General features: G+C 72.1%; 18 protein-coding genes. 6 read left to right on the forward strand and 12 right to left on the reverse strand.

Annotated features, from left to right (window positions below; translation table 11 throughout):
• The first annotated feature begins 500 nt into the window (after window positions 1–500).
• Entirely contained in the window at window positions 501–977 is a 477-nt protein-coding gene (locus ADK54_RS31030) for a hypothetical protein (protein ID WP_159047953.1), read from the forward strand.
• A gap of 32 nt (window positions 978–1,009) precedes the next feature.
• Here ADK54_RS31030 and proC read toward each other — a convergent pair whose 3' ends face one another.
• The 6 genes from proC to ADK54_RS31060 form a co-directional block, all read right to left on the reverse strand.
• Window positions 1,010–1,819: a pyrroline-5-carboxylate reductase gene (gene proC / locus ADK54_RS31035; protein WP_053729085.1), complete on the reverse strand. Its 810-nt coding sequence runs from the start codon at window positions 1,817–1,819 to the stop codon at window positions 1,010–1,012.
• Window positions 1,820–1,909: 90 nt separating this feature from the next.
• On the reverse strand, window positions 1,910–2,695 hold the full coding sequence (locus tag ADK54_RS31040) for an ABC transporter permease (RefSeq protein WP_053729086.1): 786 nt from the start codon (window positions 2,693–2,695) through the stop codon (window positions 1,910–1,912).
• 118 nt (window positions 2,696–2,813) lie between these two features.
• The gene (locus tag ADK54_RS31045; RefSeq protein WP_053729087.1) at window positions 2,814–3,641 is read right to left on the reverse strand and encodes an ABC transporter ATP-binding protein; all 828 of its coding nucleotides are present in this window, start codon (window positions 3,639–3,641) and stop codon (window positions 2,814–2,816) included.
• A gap of 92 nt (window positions 3,642–3,733) precedes the next feature.
• Window positions 3,734–4,495 (reverse strand): class I SAM-dependent methyltransferase, encoded by a 762-nt coding sequence (locus ADK54_RS31050; RefSeq protein WP_053729088.1) that lies wholly within the window; start codon window positions 4,493–4,495, stop codon window positions 3,734–3,736.
• A 789-nt stretch (window positions 4,496–5,284) separates the two neighbouring features.
• On the reverse strand, window positions 5,285–5,803 hold the full coding sequence (locus tag ADK54_RS31055) for a hypothetical protein (protein ID WP_053729089.1): 519 nt from the start codon (window positions 5,801–5,803) through the stop codon (window positions 5,285–5,287).
• A gap of 35 nt (window positions 5,804–5,838) precedes the next feature.
• Window positions 5,839–6,132, reverse strand: a complete 294-nt coding sequence (locus ADK54_RS31060; protein WP_053729090.1) for an SH3 domain-containing protein — start codon at window positions 6,130–6,132, stop codon at window positions 5,839–5,841.
• Window positions 6,133–6,259: 127 nt separating this feature from the next.
• Here ADK54_RS31060 and ADK54_RS31065 point away from each other — a divergent pair, with 127 nt between their 5' ends.
• Window positions 6,260–8,422 carry a protein kinase domain-containing protein gene (locus ADK54_RS31065; RefSeq protein ID WP_053729091.1) on the forward strand — a complete coding sequence of 721 codons (2,163 nt, stop codon included), beginning with the start codon at window positions 6,260–6,262 and terminating at the stop codon, window positions 8,420–8,422.
• A 121-nt stretch (window positions 8,423–8,543) separates the two neighbouring features.
• On the opposite strand, the gene ilvD is transcribed toward ADK54_RS31065, so the two are convergent.
• The 4 genes from ilvD to ADK54_RS31085 all read right to left on the reverse strand — a co-directional run bounded on the left by ilvD (window position 8,544) and on the right by ADK54_RS31085 (window position 13,261).
• A complete protein-coding gene (gene ilvD, locus ADK54_RS31070) occupies window positions 8,544–10,394 on the reverse strand; it encodes a dihydroxy-acid dehydratase (RefSeq protein WP_053729092.1) in 1,851 nt (616 codons plus the stop codon).
• A 360-nt stretch (window positions 10,395–10,754) separates the two neighbouring features.
• Window positions 10,755–11,387 (reverse strand): TetR family transcriptional regulator, encoded by a 633-nt coding sequence (locus ADK54_RS31075; RefSeq protein WP_053729093.1) that lies wholly within the window; start codon window positions 11,385–11,387, stop codon window positions 10,755–10,757.
• The gene (locus ADK54_RS31080) at window positions 11,384–12,205 is read right to left on the reverse strand and encodes a sugar phosphate isomerase/epimerase family protein (RefSeq protein WP_078966775.1); all 822 of its coding nucleotides are present in this window, start codon (window positions 12,203–12,205) and stop codon (window positions 11,384–11,386) included. Before ADK54_RS31080 ends, ADK54_RS31075 begins: the two co-directional genes overlap by 4 nt.
• A 123-nt stretch (window positions 12,206–12,328) precedes the next feature.
• Entirely contained in the window at window positions 12,329–13,261 is a 933-nt protein-coding gene (locus tag ADK54_RS31085) for a Ppx/GppA phosphatase family protein (protein ID WP_053729095.1), read from the reverse strand.
• Between the two features lie 52 nt (window positions 13,262–13,313).
• On the opposite strand from ADK54_RS31085, the gene ADK54_RS31090 reads away from it, so the two are divergent.
• Window positions 13,314–14,129 (forward strand): hypothetical protein, encoded by an 816-nt coding sequence (locus tag ADK54_RS31090; RefSeq protein WP_053729096.1) that lies wholly within the window; start codon window positions 13,314–13,316, stop codon window positions 14,127–14,129.
• A gap of 24 nt (window positions 14,130–14,153) precedes the next feature.
• Here ADK54_RS31090 and ADK54_RS31095 read toward each other — a convergent pair whose 3' ends face one another.
• On the reverse strand, window positions 14,154–15,818 hold the full coding sequence (locus tag ADK54_RS31095; RefSeq protein WP_053729097.1) for a BACON domain-containing protein: 1,665 nt from the start codon (window positions 15,816–15,818) through the stop codon (window positions 14,154–14,156).
• Window positions 15,819–16,111: 293 nt separating this feature from the next.
• On the opposite strand from ADK54_RS31095, the gene radA reads away from it, so the two are divergent.
• Window positions 16,112–17,509, forward strand: coding sequence for a DNA repair protein RadA (gene radA, locus ADK54_RS31100; RefSeq protein ID WP_053729098.1), 1,398 nt, complete (start codon window positions 16,112–16,114; stop codon window positions 17,507–17,509).
• A 90-nt stretch (window positions 17,510–17,599) separates the two neighbouring features.
• Entirely contained in the window at window positions 17,600–18,724 is a 1,125-nt protein-coding gene (disA, locus tag ADK54_RS31105) for a DNA integrity scanning diadenylate cyclase DisA (RefSeq protein WP_053729099.1), read from the forward strand.
• Window positions 18,725–19,014: 290 nt separating this feature from the next.
• Here disA and ADK54_RS31110 read toward each other — a convergent pair whose 3' ends face one another.
• Window positions 19,015–19,839: a hypothetical protein gene (locus tag ADK54_RS31110; RefSeq protein WP_078966776.1), complete on the reverse strand. Its 825-nt coding sequence runs from the start codon at window positions 19,837–19,839 to the stop codon at window positions 19,015–19,017.
• Window positions 19,840–20,004: 165 nt separating this feature from the next.
• Between ADK54_RS31110 and ADK54_RS31115 the strand changes: the two genes are divergently transcribed.
• Window positions 20,005–20,631 carry a phosphatase PAP2 family protein gene (locus ADK54_RS31115; protein WP_053729101.1) on the forward strand — a complete coding sequence of 209 codons (627 nt, stop codon included), beginning with the start codon at window positions 20,005–20,007 and terminating at the stop codon, window positions 20,629–20,631.
• The last annotated feature ends 50 nt before the right edge of the window (window positions 20,632–20,681 follow it).

Genomic DNA, 20,681 nt, shown 5'->3' on the forward strand with positions numbered 1-20,681 from the left:
ACTCTTTCGTGTCCGACTTCCTCGGTGCCTTTCCGGTTCTCCCTCTCGGGTTTCCCTTTCCGGCGGTTCCGACTCTATCAGATCCTTTCGGGCCTGATTTCCGGTCTCCCGGGTCCAAGTCGGCTTGTCTTCCCGGCTGTTGGGCCGTTCCGACGAGTGAGACATTAGCGGAATCCTGGCCCCCGACGCCAATCGGGGTGCGTTCTCGAACGCGGATTCCTCATTTCGCAAAAGCGCACGAAAAATGAGACGACGAGGTGTCGTTCATAAGAAGTGGTTGGTGCGGAATGGCTGTCCGGGGACCGACCGGGGTCGGCGCTCACGTCGGACAACTCGGAGAACATTACGTACCGGGGATGGCTGTGTCAACCCTCGGCCAGGGGTCCGGCTGAGGTCCTGCTCAGGGCCCCCGCACGCCTCGGACCTCGTGCTTTCGGCCGAGGCAGGCCTGGCGGGACGGCCGATCTGGTGGTCCTGTCGGGCGTCCTAGTTTGGCGGGTATGAGGTCTCTTCTTCGGATTGCCGTGGCCGCCGCGACCCTCCTCGTCCTGGGGATGGCCGTGGGACCCGGGGCTGCCTACGCCGCGGACGGTGACGAGCACGTTGCCCGCATACGGCTGCGGGTCGTCGACGCCGTCAATGCGGAGACCCGGGCCGAGATCGAGCGGGCGCGGGCGAGCCTCGCCCCGCCCGGTGAGGTGGCGCGGCTTGAGGAGAAGTTCCAGAAGGGGAGCCGGCTCGCGGCGGACCTGCGGACGGTGCGAGCGGTCGTGCCGCGCGGCACCGGAGCGGAGACCCCCATCCGTTCGGCCGGTGGTGGGGACAAGTCGTCCGGGGGCACCGTGTTCCAGGCGGCGCGGGCGGCTCTTCCGCATACTCCCGCCGGGGTGCTGAGCCTGGTCGGCGGGGGCGCGCTGGCGCTGGTCGGCGGGGGCGTGGCCGCCACTGTGGTGCGGCGGCCACGAAAGAAGGCGTAACAAGAAGAGGCGCAGCAAGAGGGCGCAGCCGGTCAGCTGTTGCCGGAGGCCAGTTCGCGGCTGCGGTCGCGGGCGGCTTCCAGGGCTGCGATGAGGGCGGCCCGTACGCCGTGGTTCTCCAGCTCGCGGATCGCGCTGATGGTCGTGCCCGCCGGGGACGTCACCGCCTCGCGGAGCTTCACCGGGTGCTCGCCGCTGTCGCGGAGCATCACCGCGGCGCCGATCGCGGACTGCACGATCAGGTCGTACGCCTGGGCGCGGGGCAGGCCGAGCAGGATTCCGGCGTCGGTCATCGCCTCGACCAGGTAGTAGAAGTACGCCGGGCCCGAGCCGGAGAGGGCCGTTGCCGCGTCCTGCTGGGATTCCGGGACGCGCAGGGTCTTGCCCACGCCGCCGAAGATTTCCTCCGTATGGGCGAGGTGGTCCGGCGTCGCGTGGCTGCCGGCGCTGATCACCGACATGCCCTCGTCGACCAGTACGGGGGTGTTCGGCATGACGCGCACGACCGGGGTGCCGGAGGCCAGGCGGGCTTCGATGAAGGAGCTCGGGATGCCGGCCGCGGCGCTGATCACCAGGCGGTCGCTCGTGACGTGCGGGGCCAGTTCGTCCAGGAGCTTGCCCATGTCCTGGGGCTTCACCGCGAGGATCAGGGTGTCGGCGCGCTTGGCGGCCTCGGCGTTGGTGACCGTGTCCACGCCGTAGCGGGCGTGGAGTTCCGCGGCGCGCTCCGGGCGGCGGGCGGTGACCAGGAGGTTGGCTGGGTGCCAGCCGGCCCGGATCATTCCGCTGAGGAGGGCCTCACCGATCTTGCCCGTGCCGAGGACTGCGACGGTCTGGGTCATGCGGTCACCCTCCAGGTGGTGCGGCGTTTCGTGACGTCATCCTCGCATCGAGGACGGGTGCCGGAAGGGGGTGTCCGAGGGGCGGTACGGCTACGGGGTCCGGCGGGGCAGGGTGGCGGCGCCGAGGGTGAGGACCAGGACCGCTACCGCCGCCACGATGCCGGTGTCCTTCGCGAACGTGGCCGTCGCGTCCGGGTGGTGGAGGACCTGGGTCATGGCGTCGACGGCGTACGACATGGGCAGGACGTCCGAGATCCAGCGCAGGACCGGCTGCATCGAGTCGCGCGGGGTGAACAGGCCGCACAGCAGGAGCTGGGGGAAGATCACCGCCGGCATGAACTGGACCGCCTGGAATTCGGACGCGGCGAAGGCCGAGACGAACAGGCCGAGGGCGGTGCCGAGCAGGGCGTCGAGCAGGGCGACCAGGAGCAGCAGCCAAGGGGAGCCGACCACGCTCAGGTCGAGGAGCCAGACCGAGATGCCCGTCGCGATGAGCGACTGGAGTACGGCGAGCACGCCGAAGGCCAGTGCGTAGCCCCCGATCAGGTCGCCCTTGGCGAGCGGCATGGCGAGGAGGCGTTCCAGGGTGCCCGAGGTGCGTTCGCGCAGGGTGGCGATGGAGGACACCAGGAACATCGTGATCAGCGGGAAGATGCCGAGCAGCGAGGCGCCGATGCTGTTGAAGACGGTCGGGCTGCCGTCGAACACGTACCGGAGCAGGATGATCATCAGGGACGGGATGATCAGGAGCAGCGCGATCGTGCGCGGGTCGTGGCGCAGCTGACGCAGGACGCGGGCGGCGGTCGCGAGGGTGCGGGACGCGGTCATGAGCGGACCTCGGGGTGGGGGGGCTGGCGCGGTGCGGGGGTTGGTCATCGGGAGCCCCCGGGCTCTTCGGAGGCGCGGCTGCGGTGTTCATCGGTCGGCCTCGGGGCCCGGGAAGGGGCGAGGTGGCTTGCGGCGGGCTGCGGGTTGCCGGAGGTGCGGGTTGTGTTCATCGGGAGGCCTCGGGGTGGGTGGCGGCCTCGTCCACCAGGTGGAGGAAGGCCTGCTCGACGGTTTCGCTGGCGGTACGGGTGCGCAGGTCGTCCGGGGTGTCCTCGGCCAGGAGTACGCCGTCGCGCAGGAGGAGCAGGCGGTGGCAGCGTTCCGCTTCGTCCATGACGTGCGAGGACACCAGCAGGGTGGTGCCGCGCGTGGCGGCGATGGTGTGGAAGAGGTTCCAGAGGTCGCGGCGGAGTACGGGGTCGAGGCCCACGGTCGGTTCGTCCAGGACAAGGAGTTCCGGGGTGCCGAGCAGGGCGACGGCCAGTGAGACGCGGCTGAGCTGGCCGCCGGAGAGCCGGCCCGCCAGGTCGTCGGCGTGGCTGGTGAGGTCGACGTCCGTGATGGCCCGGGTGACCGCTTCGGCGCGGGCCGCGCGGTGGGCTCGGCCGGGGTTCAGTACGGCCGCGAAGTAGTCCAGATTCTGACGCACCGTCAAATCCTGGTAGACGGACGGGTCTTGGGTCACGTAACCGATGCGTTCGCGCAGGGCCGGGGTGCCCGCGGGGGCGCCGAGGACGGTGAGGGTGCCGGTGACCTTCGCCTGCGTACCCACGATCGCGCGCATCAGGGTCGACTTTCCGCAGCCGGACGGGCCGAGGAGGCCGGTGATGCGGGCGCGCGGGACGGTGAAGTCCAGGGCCTTCAGGACTTGGCGGTCGCCGCGTACGACGGTGAGGGACCGGGCCGTTACGGCGGGGGCGTCTTGGGGGCCCGGCGCGGTGTCGCGCCCTGGGGAGGTGCTGTTGCCCGTGGGGTTCGGGCCATAATTCACCATGTGATGAATAGTGCGCCTGCCGGGGTTCGGGCGTCAAGGATCGGGGGCCGGGGCTGTCCGGGGCCATCCCCCACGGCCCTGGGGGGCGGCTGTTAGTTGAGGGCCAGTCGTACGTGGACCACGTAGCACTCCTCCACCGTGCCGTCGGGGAAGCGTTCGCTCAGGACCTCGTGCTCCCTCTTCATGAACTCCCTCGTCCTCTCCTCGCCCAGGACCAGGAACGCCGAGTGGCTTCCCAGGTTCGCCAGGTGGGTGACCAGGGGGACCTTGCGCGTGTGCGGGATTTCGCGTTCCGTGAAGTCCAGGCCGGGGACGTCGGTCCAGGGGTGACCCCCTCGCTGCTTGCCCTCGCCGCTGGCCGGCCGGAACGAGTCGTGTTGGAAGAAGTCGCGCAGGCGGGCGTCCTGGGCGGCCGCCCACTCCTGCGAGTTGTCCGACATGTTCCACCACAGGGCGAGCGCGCCGCCCTCGCGCAGTACGCGGCGGGCTTCCGGGCCCGCCTTCGCCGGGTCGGTCCAGTGCCAGGCCTGGGCGTACGTGATGAAGTCCGCGGATGCGGTGGCGAGGGGGAGGTGGTTGCCGTCCCCCCGCACCAGCGGGATGCCGGGGTTGTTCCTGCGGAACTCGGCCGCCATGCCGTCGCCGGGCTCCACCGCGGTGACCTTCGCGCCGCGGGCGTGCAGGAGGCTGGTGGCTATGCCGGTGCCGGCGCCGACGTCAGCGACCTGGGCGTTCCGCAGGGGGCGTCCTGCCAGCTCCTCCAGGGTTTCGAGGAGAAGCGGGGGGTACGAGGGGCGGTTCGCGGCGTATTGCGCGGCGGCGGCGTTGAAGGAGTGGGCGCGGGTTGTTGTCATGGGGGCGAGTCTGCCGGGTGGGGTGGGAGCGGGGGGCGCGTTTTCCCACCCGCCCGCCCGCTCGGCGGGGTCAAGAGGGCGAGGCACGCGATGTACTGGTGAGGGTGCCAGATCGTTGGCGGCTGACGGCCGGTGGGTGCGTGGGCGGACTGGCTGGCTGGCTGGCGTGGCTCGCAGATGGCCTCGCGGCCGGTGACTAGCTACCGGCTTGTCGATGGCCTGGCGGCTGGGGACCAGCTCGCCGATGGGCCGACGGCCGGGTGATTCCAGCGCGTGGGCTAACGACCGATGGGTCCCGCGCGTCGATAGCTGACGGCCAGGGGCCCGGCCTGTCGGCGCATGGCGACCCGTGGCGGTGCGTGCACCAAGGCGCCGCCTTCCCACCTGCCCACCCGTTCTGCCTCCTCAAGAGAGCGAGGCACCAGTGGGGGCGCCGGATCGTTGGCGGCTGACGGCCCGTGGGCAGGGGAAGTGGCTCGCCGGTGGCCCGGGGGCCGACGGGTGGGCACACACCCGCTCATCAATGGGCTCGCTGCTCCTGTGTGCCTGGGGCTGCTGGCCCCCGCATGCGCGTTCCGTCTCGTCAAACGCCGAGCCGTTGCTCGGGCCCGGCTCATCGCCCCCACGGTCGGCAGCTCCGACGGCCCCCGAATGCCCCGGGCCGCCCACCCCCACGGGGCGCGGGAAACGCGCGGTCGGCCACCCGTGGCCCGCCGCCCCAGACCCAGCCCCACCAAGCCCGACAGCAGGGCGGGCCCCTCCAAGGGGGCCCATTCAGCGGGGCCCCGGCTACTTTCGCTTTGGCTTTTTCTTTGTCGACTTCGTCGACGGGTTGCCCCGACGGCGGGCGTACTGGGCGCGGGCCGTTTCGTATTCCTTGCGGTGCAGGGCCTCGCCGGGGGCCTCGGTGAAGGTGCGGAAGAAGTAGGCGAGCAGCGAGCCGATGAAGCCGATCGCCTTCAGGCCCTGGAGTGAGCGGTCCGCTTCCGGGTCGGCCGGGCGGGTCGAGAAGGCGTCCCAGGTCTTGCGGAACGCCAGCGCGCTGCAGATCGCGAACATCACCACCACCAGCACGTTCACGAAGCTGCCGGTGTTCGAGAGCTGCAGGCCCTCGTACGCGAAGCGCAGGACGAAGCACGCCGCCACCGCTGCGGCCAGCGAGCCGATCGCCGCGCCCGCCCTGCGCAGCCCGTACCCGTTGTCGTGGTCCACCCACGTCGTGCCGAAGAAGCGGATGGGCTCGGGCTGGGGGCCCGCGGTGCCTGCGCCCTTGCTCTCGGGGTTCTCGGGATTCTCGGGCTCGCTCATGGGGTCGATTATCCCAGGGGCGGACACGTAGCCCGTCAGCCGCAGCGCGGCGCCACGTAGCCGTCGCTTCCCGTCTTCACGTACGCGTCCGCGACGAACCGGCCGTTGCCGATGTTGTCCCAGATGTTCGAGGTGCCGTACGGGCCCGAGACCCGGGTGCCCGGGGTCTGGCAGTTCACCGGGACCGTGGCGCCCTGGGGCAGCACGTCGATGATCGAGTAGCCCGTGCCGGGGCCGCTGCGCACGTTCAGTTCGCAGCCCGGTGCCACCGGATAGCGCTGGGTCCCCAGCGACGTGGACGCCATGGATTCGGCTGATTCTGATGCCATGTGAAGCTCCCCCATCGGTTTCACTCTGCGTGCAACACGCAGGCTAGCAAGCCCCATCGGGCCCGTACGCCCCATCGACTAGGCTCCGCCGGGACGCGCGCGTACAACGGACACTCGGGGGTGGACCATGGCCTCGCCGCGCAGTATCGGGTTCGGGGCGGAGGGCGCCGCGGATCCGGAGTCCGTCGGGGCGTACCGGCTCGAATCCGTACTCGGCTCGGGCGGGATGGGTGTGGTGCACCTGGCCACCTCTCCCTCCGGCATGCGGCTCGCCGTCAAGGTCGTGCACGCCCAGCACGCCGCCGACCCGGAGTTCCGGGCCCGCTTCCGGCAGGAGGTGTCCGCGGCCCGGCGGGTCAGCGGGGCCTTCACCGCCTCCGTCGTCGACGCCGACCCCGATGCCGACCGGCCCTGGATGGCCACCGTCCACATCCCGGGGCCCACCCTCGCCGAACGCGTCAAGGACAACGGGCCGCTCGGCGCCGCCGAGGTACGCCGGCTCGGAGCCGGGCTCGCCGAGGCCCTGCGCGACATCCACCGGGCCGGGGTCGTGCACCGCGACCTCAAGCCGAGCAACGTGCTGCTCGCCGCCGACGGGCCCAAGGTCATCGACTTCGGGATCTCGCGTCCGTACGACAGCGATCTGCGGACCGAGACCGGCAAGCTCATCGGCACGCCGCCCTTCATGGCGCCCGAGCAGTTCCAGCGGCCCCGCGAGGTCGGGCCCGCAGCCGACGTGTTCGCCATGGGGGCCGTGCTCGTGCACGCCGCCACCGGGAGCGGGCCCTTCGACTCCGCTTCGCCGTACGTCGTCGCGTACCAAGTCGTCCACAACGAGCCCGACCTGGACGGGGTGCCCGAGGATCTCGCGCCCGTGCTGCGCCTGTGCCTCGCCAAGGATCCCGGCGACCGGCCCACCCCGGACGAGCTGATGTCCGCGCTGCGGTCCGCCGCGTACGGGTCCGAGGCCCATATCCCTACGCAGCGGTTCCGTAATCCCGTTCCGCCCAGTGATCCTGTTCCGCCTCGGACCGAGAGCGACTCCCCCGAGTCCCCCGGGTCCCCCGAGTCCCCGAGCTCCCCCCACTCCCCCGCCCCCTCGCGCCGGCGCGCCCGCTGGGTCGTCGGCGCGCTCGTGCTCATCGGGGTCGTCGGCGGGGGCGTGGCCGCCGTCCGGGCGCTGCCCGACGGCACCGGGACCGTCGCCGCTCCCGAGCAGCCCGCGGCGGCTCAATTCCGGCCCTGGAACGTGCGGTTGGCCACCCAGGGGGACGGGAATCGTACGGCCTCCTGCTCGGCGGACGCGGGCGGCGGCGCCCTGTACTGCGCCGCGCCCGGCGTCGCCGCCGCCCGGCTCGACGCCCTCAGCGGGAAGGTCCTCTGGTCGGTGGCGGGGGACGGCGGGCAGCTGCTGTCCGAGGACCTCGCTCCCGTCGTGGCCGGCGGGAGGGTCCTTGTGCGGGCGCCGGGAGGCGGATCGTTGCGGGCGTACGACGCCGGGACCGGGAAGCCGGTGTGGTCCGCCGACGTATCGGCGTACTCCGGGGTGCATCCCGCAGGCGCCACCGTGCTGCTCGCCACGGCGGACGGGCACGTCACCGCCCTCAACTCCGTTACGGGCAAGGAGAGTTGGCGGAAGGCGGTCGGCGGGCCCCGCTCCCAGTGGGTTGTGCCGGCCGACGGCAAAGGGGCCGCCTTCGTCGCCACCCCGTCCGCCGACGGGCGCTCGACCTCCGTCGCCGCCCTCGATCCCTCCAGCGGATCCGTACGCTGGCAGGCTCGGGCCGACGGACGGCTCAGGCCCGTCGCGGCCGACGGCAAGGCCGTGTTCCTGCTGGCCACCGACGCCGGCGGGTTCACCACGGCGGTCGTACGCCTCGACGCCGCCGCGCACACCGCCCGCCGCACCGCGCTCACCGCACCGCTCGACCAGGCGCAGGCCGGGGCCGCCGGGGACACCGTCTACCTGTTCGGGGCGGGCGGGGCGCTGGTCGCGGTCGACTCCGTACGGGGCGGCGAGAAGTGGCGGCTCGACACGGGGGTGGCCCGCGCCTCGCGGCCCGTCGCCTCGGCCGGCCAGGTGTTCCTGACCGGCGCGGACGGGCGGCTGCTCGCGTTCGACGCGGGCAAGGGCGTGCTCGCGGGGCAGACCAACCCCCGCATGAACAACGGGCGTTACACCTTCACGCCCGCCCTCCCGGCGCCGCTCGCCGCCGGGGGGCGGGTGTATGCCGCCTCCCCCGACGGGTCGGTGTTCGGGGTCGATCCGGGGGACGTCGCCAGTTGGTGACCTGCTGATGACCTGCTGGATTCGCTAGTTGGCGACCTGCCGGATCCACCAGTTGGCGACCTGCTGGGCCCGCTGCCTGATGCGGCGCCAGCCCAGCGCTCGCACGTCACCTGATGTGGCGTCAGCCCAGCTTCGAGACGTCGCGCACCGCGCCCCGGTCCGCGCTGGTCGCCATCGCCGCGTAGGCGCGCAGCGCGGCCGAGACCTTGCGCTCGCGGTTCTTCGGGGCGTACACGCCGCCCAGCGCGTCCCGACGGGTCGCCAACTCCGCCTCGGGGACGAGGAGTTCGATCGTACGGTTGGGGATGTCGATCCGGATGCGGTCGCCGTCCTCGACCAGCGCGATCGTGCCGCCGGACGCCGCCTCGGGCGAGGCGTGGCCGATGGAGAGGCCCGAGGTGCCGCCGGAGAAGCGGCCGTCGGTGATCAGCGCGCAGGTCTTGCCGAGGCCCCGGCCCTTGAGGAAGGAAGTGGGGTACAGCATCTCCTGCATGCCGGGGCCGCCCTTGGGGCCCTCGTAACGGATCACGACGACGTCGCCGTGCGTGATCTCCTTGCGGAGGATCTTGTCGACGGCCTCGTCCTGCGACTCGCAGACGACGGCCGGGCCCTCGAAGGTCCAGATCGACTCGTCGACGCCGGCCGTCTTCACGACGCAGCCGTCCTCGGCGAGGTTGCCGTGCAGGACCGCGAGGCCGCCGTCCTTGCTGTACGCGTGCGCCGCGTCCCGGATGCAGCCCTCGGCGGCGTCGGTGTCCAGGGTGTCCCAGCGCTCGGACTGCGAGAACGCGGTGGCCGAGCGGACACAGCCCGGGGCCGCGTGCCACAGCTCGACCGCCTCTGCGGACGGGGAGCCGCCGCGCACGTCCCAGGCGTCCAGCCACCCCTTGATGGAGCGGGAGTGGACGGTGTGCACGTCCTCGTTGAGCAGGCCCGCGCGGTACAGCTCGCCGAGGATCGCGGGGATGCCGCCGGCGCGGTGCACGTCCTCCATGTAGTACGTACGGTTCTTGGCGACGTTCGGGGCGACCTTGGCCAGGCACGGGACGCGGCGGCTGATGGCGTCCATGTCGCTGAGGCCGTAGTCGAGCTCGGCCTCCTGGGCGGCGGCGAGCAGGTGCAGGATCGTGTTGGTGGAGCCGCCCATGGCGATGTCGAGCGCCATCGCGTTCTCGAACGCGGCGCGGGTCGCGATGGAGCGGGGCAGGACGGAGTGGTCGTCGTCCTCGTAGTGCCGCTTGGTGATCTCCACGACCGTGCGGGCCGCGTTCTCGTACAGGGCGCGGCGGGCGGTGTGGGTCGCCAGGACCGAGCCGTTGCCGGGGAGGGAGAGTCCGATCGCCTCGGTCAGGCAGTTCATCGAGTTGGCCGTGAACATGCCGGAGCAGGAGCCGCAGGTGGGACAGGCGTTCTCCTCGATGCGGAGGATGTCCTCGTCGGAGATCTTGTCGTTCACCGCGTCCGAGATCGCGTCGACCAGGTCGAGGGTGCGGACCGTGCCGTCGACCAGGGTCGCCTTGCCGGACTCCATCGGGCCGCCGGAGACGAAGACGGTGGGGATGTTGAGGCGGAGCGCCGCCATCAGCATGCCGGGGGTGATCTTGTCGCAGTTGGAGATGCAGATCAGGGCGTCGGCACAGTGCGCCTCGACCATGTACTCCACGCTGTCCGCGATGAGGTCGCGGGAGGGGAGGCTGTAGAGCATGCCGCCGTGGCCCATCGCGATGCCGTCGTCCACGGCGATGGTGTTGAACTCGCGGGGGACGGCGCCGGCGGCCAGGATCGCCTCGCTGACGATGCGGCCGACCGGGGCGAGGTGGGTGTGGCCCGGCACGAACTCGGTGAAGCTGTTCGCCACGGCGATGATCGGCTTGCCGATGTCCTCGCTCGCTACACCGGAGGCCCGCATAAGGGCGCGGGCGCCCGCCATGTTGCGGCCGTGGGTGACTGTGCGGGACCTCAGCTCGGGCATCGTCGCTCGTCTCCTTCAGACAGGGTGGGCTGTCTGTGAGCCTACGCCGCGGCTCCAAGATTTGGACAGGGTGTCCGGATGACGGGATGCCGGGTTCGCCATTTGGCCCTGCGGTCCGGGCGGGGGCGGGTCGCGCTGGGGCTCCGCCCCAGACCCCGGGGAGGCCCCACCCCGCCCCTTCCCGAAACCCGCCGGGGGGAGTGATTCGGCTGCGGACCGTGCGTGGCTGGTCGCGCAGTTCCCCGCGCCCCTGGCAGGGTGCATTCCCAGCCTGTCATGGGGTCCCCCTGGCCGTTGAGGCCTTGGGGGAGATTGAGGACGAGCGCTCTCAAGGCGCGATACGGGGGTGCAGGGGCCGGGCTATCCCTCGGTCAGGTATCGCTGCAACGTGGGCCCCACCATCTCCACGATCCGCTCCGCCGGCACCGAGGCCAGCGGCTCCACTTCCAGGACGTACCGCATGATCACGATCCCCATCATGTGCGACGCCGCCAGCTCCGCGCGGAAGCGGGGGTCGGGGACCCGAAGGTCCCCCGCCACCCGCTCCAGCAGGCGGCGCAGGACGAAGCCCCGCAGCACCTTCGCCGCCGCGTCGTGCGTGAGGGCCGAGCGGATCACGGCGATCAAGGGGGTGCGGGTCGCCGGGTTCTCCCAGATGGCCAGGAAGTGGCGGGCCAGGCGTTCGCCGACGCCGTCGAGGGAGTCGCCGAGGACCGCGTCCACCGTCAGCGCCGGCTCGAAGTCGACCTCGATGGCCGCCGCGAACACCTCGTCCTTGGTGCCGAAGTAGTGGTGGACCAGCGCCGCGTCCACCCCCGCCGCCTTGGCGATGCCCCGCATCGATGTCTTGTCGTAACCCCGGTCAGAGAATTCCGTGCGCGCGGCGGCGAGGATGCGTTCGCGGGTGCCGGGGCCCGCTTCGGCGGCGGCCCGCGGAGGCCGGCCGCGCCGGCGCGGGGTGGCCGGCCCCGTACCGCCCCCGGGGTCCGTCATGCGCGGCGGGCCGGCGCGGACGCCAGGTGCAGCCGGGTGAAGGCGAGGGCTTCCGCGAGGTCGGCCTCGCGCTCGGCAGCGGACATCGCCCGCCGGGTGTTCACCTCGATGACGACGTGCCCGTCGAACCCGGTCAGGGCGAGGCGCTCCAGGAGTTCCGCGCAGGGTTGCGTGCCGCGGCCCGGCACCAGGTGCTCGTCCTTCGCCGAGCCGCGCCCGTCCGCGAGGTGGACGTGGGCGAGCCGGTCGCCCATCCGGTCGACCATGGCCATCGCGTCCGTGCGGGAGGTCGCGGCGTGCGAGAGGTCGACCGTGAAGTGCCGGTAGTCGTCCTTCGTCACGTCCCAGTCGGGCGCGTACGCCAGCATCTCGCGGTCCCGGTAGCGCCACGGGTACATGTTCTCTACGGCGAATCTGACGTCGGTCTCGTCCGCCATCCGCCAGATGCCGTTCACGAAGTCGCGGGAGTACTGGCGCTGCCAGCGGAAGGGCGGATGGACCACCACCGCCGACGCGCCGAGCTTCTCCGCCGCCGCCCGGGCCCGCTGCAGCTTCACCCACGGGTCGGTGGACCAGACCCGCTGCGTGATCAGGAGACACGGCGCGTGGACGGCCAGGATCGGCACCTGGTGGTAGTCGGAGAGCCGCCGCAGGGCTTCGATGTCCTGGCTCACGGGGTCGGTCCAGACCATGACCTCGACGCCGTCGTAGCCCAGGCGCGCGGCGATCTCGAAGGCCGTTGCCGTCGACTCCGGATAGACCGAGGCCGTGGACAGGGCGACCTTCGCATCCGGGATGCGCACCACTGGTTCTGCCACGCAGACAGGGTACGGGCCGCCACCGCCGAGGGGGGAGGCGGTCCGGCGAGCCCGACGAACGTCACACTCGCCGGTAACTCCGGGTCCGGCTCTCCCCCGTGCCCGCCCCGCCCCTTCGCTCCGTCAGCCCACCGGCAGGTGGTCGAGATGGCGCAGGATCACGCCCTCGCGCAGCGCCCAGGGACAGACCTCCAGCTCATCGACCGCGAACAGGTCCATCGCACCCTCGGCGACGAGCGCCCCCGCGAGCAGCTGCGGAGCCCGGCCCTCCGAGACGCCGGGCAGCGTGGTGCGCTGTTCGGTCGTCATGGCGGCGAGCTTGGGCACCCACTCCTCCAGTGATTTACGACTCAGAGTGCGCTGGACGTAGGCGCCCTCGCTCGACCGTGCGGCCCCCGCGATCCGCGCAAGCTGCTTGAACGTCTTCGACGTGGCGACCACGTGATCGGGCCGCCCCGAGCGGGTGAACTCCCCTACGGTTTCGGCGATTTGAGCCCTCACGTGACGGCGAAGGGCCCGTACGTCGGACGGGTCCGGCGGGTCGCCCGGCAGCCAGCCCGCGGTCAGCCGCCCGGCTCCCAGCGGCAGCGAGACCGCCGCGTCCGGCTCCTCGTCGATGCCGTACGCGACTTCCAGGGAGCCGCCGCCGATGTCGAGCAGGAGCAGCTTCCCGGCCGACCAGCCGTACCAGCGGCGCGCCGCGAGAAAGGTGAGGCGGGCCTCCTCCTCACCGGAGAGCACCACCAGATCGACCCCGGTCTCGGCGCGGACCCGGGCGATCACTTCGTCCACGTTGCTGGCCTCGCGCACCGCGGACGTCGCGAAGGGGAGCAGTTCCTGGACACCCTTGTCCTCGGCCGACAGCAGCGCGCCACTGATCGTGGCGACGAGGCGGTCTATGCCTTCCGGTCCGATCGCACCGTCCTCGTCGAGGAGTTCGGCGAGCCGCAGCTCGGCCTTGTGCGAGTGCGCGGGCAGCGGCGCGGCACCGGCGTGCGCGTCCACCACCAGCAGATGAACCGTGTTCGACCCCACATCGAGGACTCCGAGTCTCATGGACTGAACGCTACTGCGCGTCCGGACATGGCCTCGGACATACGCTTGAGGTGTGCCAAAGACGAAAAAGGCGAAGCCGGGCAAAGCCAAGGCCCCGAAGAACCCCGCGAACAAGACTCAGGACGAGCAGGGGATCGACTTCCCGCGCGCCTGGGTCGAGTTCCCCGACCCCGCCGACGACGAGCAGGTCTTCCGCTGTGACCTGACCTGGCTCACCTCGCGGTGGACCTGCATCTTCGGCAGCGGCTGCCAGGGCATCGAGGCGGGCCGGGCCGACGACGGCTGCTGCACGCTCGGCGCCCACTTCTCCGACAAGGACGACGAGAAGCGGGTGGCCGGGCACGTGGCGCGGCTCACCCCGGAGCTGTGGCAGTTCCACGACGTAGGCACCGAGTCGGGCTGGATCCAGACCGACGAGGACGGCGACCGCCAGACCCGCCGCTGGAACGGCTCGTGCATCTTCCAGAACCGGCCGGGCTTCGCGGGCGGCGCCGGCTGCTCGCTGCACATCCTGGCCCTGAAGGAGGGCAAGGAGCCGCTTGAGACCAAGCCGGACGTCTGCTGGCAGCTGCCGGTGCGCCGGACGTACGACTGGATCGAGCGGCCGGACGACACCAAGGTGCTGCAGATCTCGATCGGCGAGTACGACCGCCGCGGCTGGGGCCCCGGCGGCCACGACCTGCACTGGTGGTGCACCTCGGCGACCTCCGCGCACGGCGCGGGCGAGCCGGTGTACGTGACGTACAAGCCGGAGCTGACCGAGCTGATGGGCAAGGAGGCGTACGCCGTCCTCGTCGAGCAGTGCGAGGCGCGGCTCGCCTCGCAGCTCCCCCTGGTCGCCCCGCACCCGGCCGATCCGAAGCGGTAACTCCCTTACCCCGTACGGCAGTTGCTAGCTGCTCGGGGGCGGTGACGGCGGGGTCCCCGTGGGTGTGGGCGCCGCCGTCGGGGTGGGGCTCTGGCTCGGCGGCGTCGGGGTGGGCGTGGGCGTCGGGCTGCTCGGGCTCTGCGTGGGCGGCGTCGAGGCGGGCGCACTGGATCCGCCCGGGCCGGGGTGGCCCGTGGTGCCGGGGTCGGGGGAGGACGGCGTCGCGATGGGCGTGCCGTCGCCCGCGATGCGCACCGCCGCGCCCGACGGCGCCACCTCGACCCGTGCCGACCACGCGTGGTGCGGCTCCTGGGCGTGGTCGACCCGGATGTACACGGTGACGCTCTGCCCCGGCGCGAGCCTGCCCGCACTCTGGCTGAAGGTGAGCCAGTGGGCGCGGCTGCGCAGCGACCAGTCGACGGGTGCGCCGCCGGTCGAGGTGAGCGTGAGCACGGTCGTGTCGCCGGCCGAACTCGCCGCGACCCCGAGCCGGGCGGGGCCCGCCGGGGCGGTCGTGGGGCTGATGACCTCGACGGACACGTCGGGGGCGCGGCTGCCCGCGGTGAACCGGGTGTCGGGCTCGCTGCGGGCGTTGCCCGCGTTCTCGTAGCGGTCGTACGGATGCCCGCTCAGTCCGCCCGGGCTGTCGGCCTCACTGGCGGTGACCTTGGCGCCGCCCTCCGGCTCGCCGGTCGCGGGGGCGCCGCGGTAGGCGGCCCAGAGCGCGAAGACGGGGGCCGCGACGACGGTCGCGACGACGGTGGTGGTCACGGCCCTGGCCCGCAGCCGGTCGCGCCGGGCGGCCCGGTCCTTCGGGTCCATCGGGAACCCGGCGCGGTCGAAGCGCGGTGCCCCGCCGCGCGCCCTCGGCACGTGCAGCATCGCGGCCTGGGCCGCGGCCCGCGGCGCCTCGGCCAGCGGCAGCGCGGCCGGGGTGACGGTCGCCCCGGGCCAGGGTCCGGACGCTCCCGTGCGCTCGGCGGCGCGGCGGCAGCGGGGGCAGTCGTCGACGTGCCTGACCAGTTCGCGGCGCAGCGCCGCCGAGAGCAACACCTGGTGGTCGCCGGTGAGTTGGGCGACCGTGGGGCAGCCGCCCATCTCGACGACGGCGAGCGCCGCGCGGGTCCGCTCGACCTCGCAGGCGCCCGCGGCGAGCAGTTCGCGCGCGGCCGGGTAGTTCATGCCGAGCACCGAGGCGACCTCGCGGGCGCCGAGCTGGTGGCGGACCGCGAGTTCGAGGGCCTCGCGCTGTTCGGGGGTGGTGCCGGCGGCCTCGGGCCAGGCGAGCAGGGCGAGTTCGCGACGGCGCCGCTCCTGCTCCTCCTCGGACACCGCTACGGCGGGGGCCTCTTCGGCGGCGCGTCCGGTGTGGGCGCCCTGCCGGTTCCTCTTGCGCTCGGCCAGCTTGCGCAGACAGGCCCAGCGGGCGAGCGCGTACAGCCACGCCTTGCGTTCGGCCTCGGCCGAGGGGCAGCGCGCGTACTGGCGCTCGGAGACGGCGAGTACGTCGCCGAGGGCGGCGGTCGCCTCGTCGTGGTCGCACAGGACGGACAGGCAGTACGTGAACAGGCCGTCCAGGTAGGCCTCGTAACGCGCGGGCGGGCGCTGGGCCAACGTACGGGGCGCACGGCTCTGCGCCCGGTGTGCGCCGGTGTTGTGCGCTGGTTGATCCGGTCTGCTGCTCGTCACGCGAGCGACCGTAGGCGGAGCATCACGGCTTCTTCGTACCGGTTGAGCACATTTAATCCTTACGGGTGAACGTATCCCTCAAAAGGGGACAGGAATCGGGAATTCCATGGCATTCCATGGCAGACCAGCTACGCACTGTGCAAACGGACGCAACCAATCAGGGCGACGCGCGCCCGGCCGCGTCCACCCGAACGGCGGGGCGCGGAAAACCGGCCTGTGCCCAGGGGCCAGGCCCAGGGGCCCGCTTCCCCAGCCCGTGCGGGATTGTCAGTGGCCCCCTATACGGTGACGCCATGGCTGCCCGTACTAAATCCGCGAAGGACCGGCCGTCCTACCGCTGCACCGAATGCGGCTGGACGACCGCCAAGTGGCTCGGCCGTTGCCCCGAGTGCCAGGCCTGGGGGACGGTCGAGGAGTACGGCGCGCCCGCGGTGCGCACCACGGCCGCGGGCCGGGTCTCCACGGCCGCGCTGCCCATCGGGCAGGTGGACGGCCGCCAGGCGACCGCCCGCACCACCGGGGTGGACGAGCTCGACCGGGTGCTCGGCGGCGGTCTCGTGCCGGGCGCGGTGGTGCTGCTCGCGGGCGAGCCCGGCGTCGGCAAGTCCACGCTGCTCCTGGACGTCGCGGCCAAGGCGGCCACCGACGACCACCGCACGCTCTACATCACGGGCGAGGAGTCGGCGAGCCAGGTCCGGCTGCGCGCCGACCGCATCAAGGCGCTCAACGACCATCTGTACCTGGCGGCCGAGACCGACCTGTCCGCCGTCCTCGGCCACCTCGACGCGGTGAAGCCGTCCCTGCTCGTCCTCGACTCCGTACAGACCGTCGCGTCCCCCGAGATCGACGGCGCCCCCGGCGGCATGGCCCAGGTCCGCGAGGTCGCGGGCGCGCTGATCCGCGCCTCCAAGGAGCGCGGCATGTCCACGCTCCTGGTCGGCCACGTCACCAAGGACGGCGCGATCGCCGGCCCCCGCCTCCTGGAGCACCTGGTGGACGTGGTGCTCTCCTTCGAGGGCGACCGGCACGCGCGCCTGCGTCTCGTACGGGGCGTCAAGAACCGCTACGGGGCGACGGACGAGGTCGGCTGCTTCGAGCTGCACGACGAGGGCATCACCGGACTCGCCGACCCCAGCGGCCTGTTCCTCACCCGGCGCGACGTGGCGGTGCCCGGCACCTGTCTGACGGTCACCCTGGAGGGCCGCCGGCCCCTGGTGGCCGAGGTCCAGGCGCTCACCGTCGACTCGCAGATCCCCTCCCCGCGCCGCACCACCTCGGGCCTTGAGACCTCCCGCGTCTCGATGATGCTCGCGGTGCTCGAACAGCGGGGCCGGATCACCGCGCTCGGCAAGCGCGACATCTACAGCGCGACGGTGGGCGGGGTGAAGCTCTCCGAGCCCGCGGCCGATCTGGCGATCGCGCTGGCCCTCGCCTCGGCCGCCAGCGACACTCCGCTGCCCAAGAACCTGGTCGCGATCGGCGAGGTGGGCCTCGCGGGCGAGGTCAGACGGGTCACGGGCGTGCAGCGCAGACTGGCCGAGGCCCACCGCCTGGGCTTCACCCACGCCCTTGTGCCGACCGACCCGGGCAAGGTCCCGGCCGGTATGAAGGTCACGGAAGTCGCCGACATGGGTGACGCGCTGCGGGTGCTCCCGCGCGGGCGTCGCGCACAGGCCCCACGGGAGGAGTAGCCGCGCCGGTAGACTTTGCCCTGGTCTCGCCCGTCCGTACGAGCAGTACGCGAGCAGTACGCGCCGTATGAGCAACACCGGAGGAGTGCAGTGGCAGCCAACGACCGGGCATCAGCACCCGGAAAGTCCGGCACAGGCTCCGGTAACGAAGCACTGATGCGTGCCGCGCTGAGCGCCGTCGCGCCCGGCACCGCGCTCCGCGACGGCCTGGAGCGCATCCTGCGCGGCAACACGGGCGGTCTGATCGTGCTCGGCCTCGACAAGACCGTCGACTCGATGTGCACGGGCGGCTTCGTCCTGGACGTCGAGTTCGCCGCGACGCGGCTTCGCGAGCTGTGCAAGCTCGACGGCGCGCTGGTCCTCGACAAGGACATCACCAAGATCCACCGGGCCGGTGTGCAGCTCGTGCCGGACGCGGGGATCCCCACCGAGGAGACCGGCACCCGCCACCGCACGGCGGACCGCGTCTCGAAGCAGTGCAACTTCCCGGTCGTCTCGGTCTCGCAGTCCATGCGCCTGATCGCGCTGTACGTGAACGGGGAGCGCCGGGTCCTGGAGGAGTCGGCGGCGATCCTGTCCCGCGCGAACCAGGCGCTGGCGACCCTTGAGCGGTACAAGCTCCGCCTGGACGAGGTGGCCGGCACCCTCTCCGCCCTGGAGATCGAGGACCTGGTGACGGTCCGGGACGTGACGGCGGTGGCCCAGCGCCTGGAGATGGTGCGCCGCATCGCGACGGAGATCGCCGAGTACGTGGTGGAGCTGGGCACGGACGGCCGGCTGCTGTCCCTGCAACTGGACGAGCTGATCGCGGGCGTCGAGCCCGAGCGGGAGCTGGTCGTACGGGACTACGTGCCCGAGCCCACCGCCAAGCGCTCCCGCACGGTCGACGAGGCGCTGCGCGAGCTCAACGACCTCACGCATGCGGAGCTGCTCGAACTGCCCATAGTGGCAAGGGCGTTGGGCTACAGCGGCTCCCCCGAGACGCTGGACTCGGCGGTGTCCCCGCGGGGCTATCGCCTCTTGGCGAAGGTGCCGCGCCTGCCGGGCGCGATCATCGAGCGCCTCGTCGAACACTTCGGCGGCCTGCAGAAACTGCTGGCCGCCTCGGTGGACGACCTCCAGACGGTCGACGGCGTCGGCGAGGCGCGGGCCCGGAGCGTGCGCGAGGGGCTGTCGCGGCTGGCGGAGAGTTCGATCCTGGAGCGGTACGTGTAGTTGGGGCGAGGGAGCAGGGTTTTCCCACCCGCCCACCCGCCCACCCGTACGCGCAGGGTTGCCAGGCCCGGCCCCTCCCGGGGGCTCCGCCCCCGGACCCCCGCTCCTCAAACGCCGGAGAGGCTACCCGTACGGACGGTTTTCGTCTGCGGGTCGTTCGTGGCTGGTCGCGCAGTTCCCCGCGCCCCTAGCCGCATCGATCCTGGCAGGGTCGAGCATCTTCAGCCCGTCCGGCGATTGAGGACGAGCGCCCTTCAGGCGCGAACGGGGTCTGGGGCGGAGCCCCGGTGTTAGTCCTGGGCCAGGGCGAATGATGCTCTTGCCACTGGGAGGCCCGGGAAGTGGGCCTCTACCAGGTACGTGCCGGGGCTCACCACCCCCGCCCCCGGCGTCGCACACCCCGGCGCGGACTGCGTGCGGTTCCACTCCACTGTGTGGGTGATCGCGGAGCTGCCCGGCACCTGGAAGAAGACGTCCGCGTCACCCGACGGGCAGTCCTCCGTGGACCACACCCGGTCGTTCCCGGTGGACGTCACCGTCACCACCGCCCCCTTCGGCCCCAGGTCCGCCTTGCACGTGGAGGCCGAGTTGTTCTTGACGACGACTTCGAGGCGCGGCTTCTCCCCCGGCGCGAACGACGTCTTGGTGCTGCGCAGGATCAGGGTCAGCGAGCCCGGCGCGCAGGTCGGCAGGCCGGAGTCGGCCGGGACCTGACGGCCCGTGTCGCCACTGCCGACCGAACTCCCGCCGCCGGAGCCGGAGTTGGAGCCGCCTGAGCCGCCCGAGCCCGTACTCGTACCACCAGAGCTGGAGTTGGAGCCGCCCGAACCTCCGGAACCGGACGAGCCGCCCGAGCCGCCCGAGCCGCTGGACTCGTCGCGGCCACCCGGTGCCGTGCTGATCGCGGGGCCGGAGCCCGAAGGGCCCGGCGTGATCGACTGCGTGGGGTCCGGGCCCTTGTTGTTGCCGGCGCTCTTGTTCCCCTTGCCGCCACCGGAAGTGACGACCCATAGGACGAGGAGCGAGAGCAGCGCGATCAAGGACAGCGCGACTGCCCTCCGTCGCCAATAGATGGAGGAGGGAAGCGGCCCGACCGGATTGCGCAGAGATCCCACGCACCGAACCTTACGAGAGATCGGGGGCAACTCCCGCCCCACCCGCCGCCACTGTGCCCAAGTTTTCCAGATCATCATTCTGGAGCGGGTGCCTCCGCAGTCTGGGCGCCGCCTCGCGGCCGGCTCGTGGTCACCCCCCATTCATGATTCATACTGTCCGTCACCATGGATAGTGAGCTCTACCGCAACATCACCGACTTCGCCCACGACATGCCGTCCTGGGTGCAGAGCTTCGTCGAGGTCTGGACGGAGCTCGGCCTGCTCCTGTTCGGCGTGCTGTTCGTCTGCGCCTGGTGGCGGGCCCGCCGCCGGGACACGACGTCGTTCGCCCTCGCCCTGCTCGCGCCCGTCGCGACGGCGGTCGCCTATGTGTGCAGCGAGGTGATCAAGTCGCTGATCGACGAGGAACGGCCCTGCCGGGCGGTGGCGGGCGCGGCGACCTCGCTGATCGCCTGCCCCGCCAACGGCGACTGGTCGTTCCCGTCCAACCACGCCACCATCGCGGGCGCCGCGGCCGTCGCGCTTGCGCTGGCCTGGTCACGGATCTGGCTGCTCACCGTGCCGATGGCGCTCGCGATGGCCTTCTCGCGGGTCTTCGTCGGGGTGCACTACCCGCACGACGTGGCGGTCGGCCTGGTGCTGGGCACCCTGGTCGCGCTGCTCGTCGTGAAGGCAGGCACCCGGCCGGTGCGGTCGCTGGCCGAGTCGATGCGTACGAGCGACGTCTCGGCGGTGTCCTGGTTCGCCGGACCCGGCGCACGCGTGCACGCCAGGCAGCACGCGCGCCGATGAGCGCCTTTGCGCGCCCCCCTCGGGGGTCGAACGTGCCAGGATCGGCTCTG

This window comes from Streptomyces sp. WM6378, from assembly GCF_001279695.1.
In the GTDB taxonomy this organism is placed as follows: domain Bacteria; phylum Actinomycetota; class Actinomycetes; order Streptomycetales; family Streptomycetaceae; genus Streptomyces.